This is a genomic window from Pseudomonas emilianonis, assembly GCF_023072625.1.
Lineage (GTDB): Bacteria > Pseudomonadota > Gammaproteobacteria > Pseudomonadales > Pseudomonadaceae > Aquipseudomonas > Aquipseudomonas paraveronii.
This window is the reverse complement of the sequence record NZ_JAKNRV010000447.1, coordinates 1-3657: the sequence shown is the minus strand read 5'-3', so window position 1 is coordinate 3657 and position 3657 is coordinate 1. Positions and strand designations below refer to the sequence as shown.

The window sequence follows — 3657 nt, the reverse complement described above, 5'->3', positions numbered from 1 at the left end:
CTGGGTGACGGCGTCCACCAAGCCCGGGCGCTGGGTCGCCAGACGCAATGCCGGCTCCGGCAGGCGGGCCTTTTGCAGGGCGACGATGTATTCGCGGGCCACTTCAGGCTTGTCACCGGCGCGGATAAACGCTTGGTCGAATTCGAACAGGGCATCGTAGTTCAAGTCGGCGCGAGTCAACGCGTAGCCCAGGGCCATGCGCCGGTTGGGGTCGTCGGGCTTGGCCGCGACCAATGCGCGGGTGCGCTGCACGGCCTCGCTGGCTTGGCCGCCGTCGGCCTGGGTCAACGCCAGACCGAGTTGCAGGTCGACATTGTTCGGCTCTCGCAGCAACGCCTGGCGATACACCGCCTCGGCCTTGGCCCACTGCTGTTGGTTGCGATAGGTGCGCGCCACCGTGGCGAGCGCCTGGGTGTTCAGGTTGCGATTCTTGCCCTGGGCCTCATACACCTTCAGCACTTCGGCGTCCTGGCCTGCCCACCCGGCGATCACCAGATGGTCGCTGACCTGGCCCGGCGTCTGGCGTTCGGCAGACAACTGGCGCAGTTGGGTCAGAGCGGGTGTGAAGTTGCCGTTGCGCGCCTGGATAATCAGGGCGTCATAGGCCGGGTCGGCCACGGCTAAGGCGGGCATCAGCAACTGGCTGCACAAGGCGACCCCGATGAGCAGTCGCAACCGGCCTGATGCACTGAGTGGTGGGTTTGGCAACATATCGTGGGCTTCCTTACACACGGAAAGCTGTAACGATAGGTGGTCCTGAGCAATTTGCTGCAGGGTGCCGGCGTCTCGGGACCCGGCCTAGCTTTCCTGTGGGAACTATCCCTTAAGAAAGTCGGAAAAAGGCCAACTCATAACAATTGTTCAGAATTGCCCGACACACTAAAAAATGAATACGGGGGCGGACTTGCCGGGGATAACGGGGTATCAGCCAATCGCCATGGCGACTATTTGACCCGTATCACCCGCAACTCCGCCCCCGCAATTTTTTTTAACGGTGCAGAAATTATTACTGCGCGCCGCTCATCGCACCGACTTTGGCCATGACAAAGTTGAGGAATTGTTCAACGGTCATCTTCTGGCCGTTGAACGTCACTTCGTTGTTGGCGTAGTGCAGCTTGGACACCACATCGCTGCCGACCAGGGTCGCCAGTTGCGTGCCGACGGCCACGCCGCTGACCATCTCGCTGGCCATCTGGGATTGCTGCTCGATCGCTTCAGGTTCGGTCACACCGGCAAGCTGCGCCTGCAGGGCGGCAACGTCAGCGATCATCGGCTTGGACAGGCTCAGGTTGGCATCGAGCAACGCGATGATCTGCTTGCCCAGCTCCATCGGTGGCAGTTCCATGCTGCTCGGCTTGGCCAGGTCCACGATCAGGTTGAATTTGCTTTCGCCACGGGTGGTTTTCAGCGACAGGTTTTCCACCGCCACTTGCGGCTTGGCGCTCAGTTGTTGGCTGACGTTGGCCTCGACCAAAGCCTGCTCGGCCTCGCTCAGTTGCAGCTCAGGCGCTGGCTTACCGGCGGCGGCAGCGGCCTGCACCGGCGCCATTTTGTCCTGATAGAGCTTGGTCAGCACCAGCATCGACGGCACGTCGATGTTTTTCATGCTCAGGGCCATGGCGGCCGAACCCACGGGTTTGCCCTGGTAACCGATCTCGTCGATCTTGTAGTCGACGCGGCCGGCCAGGTTGTTGTCCTTGATTTCGCTGGTGTCTTTCTGCTCGAAGCCCTTGAGGGTCAGCACGGCCTTCTGCGGGCCCATGGTGAGCTTGGTGTCGGTCAGTTCCACGGTGTTCTGCCCGGTGTAGAAGCCGAACGTGGATTTATCCAGGTTGCTGGCCACGGTCAGCCCGGCCAGTTCGGCTTCGAACGGCGAGCCATTGGCGTCGACTACGGCGACCTTGAGGCTGTTCATGTAGCCGTCGGCCTTGACCTTCTTGCCTTCGGCGCTGCCGTCGAAGTTCAGGTTGGCGCCGGAGAAACTCACGGAAGACGTATCGTCCTTGAACTCCAGCGGCAGCAGTTCGACGTTGCCGTTGACCGAGCGGCTGTAGCCGATGTTGGCCACGCCTTTGAGCGGCGATACGTCTTTGGCGGCGGCAAACCACTTCTCGGTGGTGGGGTTCTTTTCCAGCTCATAGTGACTGGTGGCCATGACCGGCAGCCATTTCAGCGTGACCAGGCGCGAGACTGGCAGCGGGCCGTGTTCGATATGGTCGACGAACAGCAATTCAGGGTTCGGGTTGTCTTCGCCGAAGACCGCGCCTTGTGCTTTCAGGCGGTAATGGGCGGTGCTGCTGAATACGCCACGTTCCAGGGACACCAGCTCAAGGGCCATCGTGCCGTCGACACCGGCCATGGAGGTCTTGAGTTCCTTGTTGGCGTTCTGGATCGCGGTTTGCAGCACCGGTTCCAGTTGTTTACCGGTGAACCAGGCGCCGCCTGCACTGACGACGCCAACGGCGACAACGAAACCCAAAAGAACGACTGCTGGCTTATTCATGAAGTGACCTGATCAAATCCTGTGAGAAGTGGGCTGTCTTCCTTGAACCCCAAGTGAGGTTGGCTCAAGCCCGCCGAAAAACGGGGGGAAGATTAGCACTGGGGGCCGCGAACGGCCCAGACTTTCAGAGGGATCAGTTCTACACAAGTTCAGGAGTATTCCATTTCGATCTCGTCCAACTGGTGGTCGAAACTCTTCAAACGGGCGGTCCAGGTGTACACCAACACCTCGAATTCACGGTGTATCACGGCATTGCCGGGGGTATCGACCTTGGGATCACAGAAGTCCAATTGGTAGCGCTCTCGGGCCATCTGCGTGGCGACATCGGACAATTCCCGCGCGTTATTCAGCCAATGCCTACCCTCGGCAACTTGTCGATCGAGCAGCACGCATTGTTTTTTCAGGGTTTCGAGACTTTTTTCCAGCGGCGTGCCGGTCAGGTCGCCCATGACTTCCTGGAAGGTACGCCCAGGCTGCCAATAGCTGCCCCAGAAATAGCGGTCGAACACGGTTTCGACCCGGCGCAGGGCGACCTTGGTGTCCCAGATCGCAACGCGGGTCTTGCCTTGTTCGAGGAGCTTTTTCTTCACCCGTAGATTTTGGTAGGACGCCCAGGCGACGACGCCGATGGACAAGGTGCCGATAACCAGGCAGGCGCTGTCGAGAAACACCATGGCCGTGTCGATTCGGTGAGCGAGCATGACGCCGTAGAAGTAGGCCGCCGATAACAACACCAGTGCGAAGCACACGCACCAGAAAGCGGGAGCATAAGGGTTTTTCATTATTGGAATCCCCATGAGCAAACGCGAGCTGTGTCAGGCGAACCCCCTGCCGGTCAAAAAGCATGGCGGCCCGCCTGTCAAAGCATAGCTACCTGCTCAGGGTTTGCCGGGTTGTGAGGCTTGCGTTCGTCCGCTTTCCCAACCGCCGCCCAGGGCCAGGAACAGATCGATCTGGCTCATGGCAACCTGCGTGTTGGCCGCCGCCAGTTGCCCACGCACATCGGTGTAGGTGCGCGTGGCTTGCAGGTCGGCCAGGAACGACGCACGGCCGGCCTGGAAGAAGCGGTGGGTCTGGTCGGCGGCTTCTTTGGCCGACGCGTCGGCTTCGGCCAGCGCGTCGCGGCGCTGTAACTGCGCGGTGTACTGCGCCAG

General features: G+C 60.5%; 3 protein-coding genes and 1 pseudogene. All 4 read right to left on the bottom strand.

Annotated features, from left to right (window positions below; translation table 11 throughout):
• Nucleotides 1–711: tetratricopeptide repeat protein (locus L9Z73_RS27215; protein WP_247407725.1), on the bottom strand; the 711-nt coding region annotated here is incomplete at its 3' end.
• 295 nt (nucleotides 712–1006) lie between these two features.
• Nucleotides 1007–2503 (bottom strand): YdgA family protein, encoded by a 1497-nt coding sequence (locus L9Z73_RS27210; RefSeq protein ID WP_247407724.1) that lies wholly within the window; start codon nucleotides 2501–2503, stop codon nucleotides 1007–1009.
• A gap of 149 nt (nucleotides 2504–2652) precedes the next feature.
• Complete coding sequence (locus L9Z73_RS27205; RefSeq protein WP_247407723.1) at nucleotides 2653–3285, bottom strand: NADH:ubiquinone oxidoreductase subunit N; 633 nt, start codon at nucleotides 3283–3285, stop codon at nucleotides 2653–2655.
• 96 nt (nucleotides 3286–3381) lie between these two features.
• Nucleotides 3382–3657 (bottom strand): annotated as a pseudogene (locus tag L9Z73_RS27200) (TolC family protein); the annotation flags it as partial.

Bases quoted from the DNA above. Each gene is read 5' to 3' on its own strand.
- L9Z73_RS27210 (WP_247407724.1), bottom strand. From the start codon at position 2,503: ATGAATAAGCCAGCAGTCGTTCTTTTGGGTTTCGTTGTCGCCGTTGGC.
- L9Z73_RS27205 (WP_247407723.1), bottom strand. From the start codon at position 3,285: ATGAAAAACCCTTATGCTCCCGCTTTCTGGTGCGTGTGCTTCGCACTG.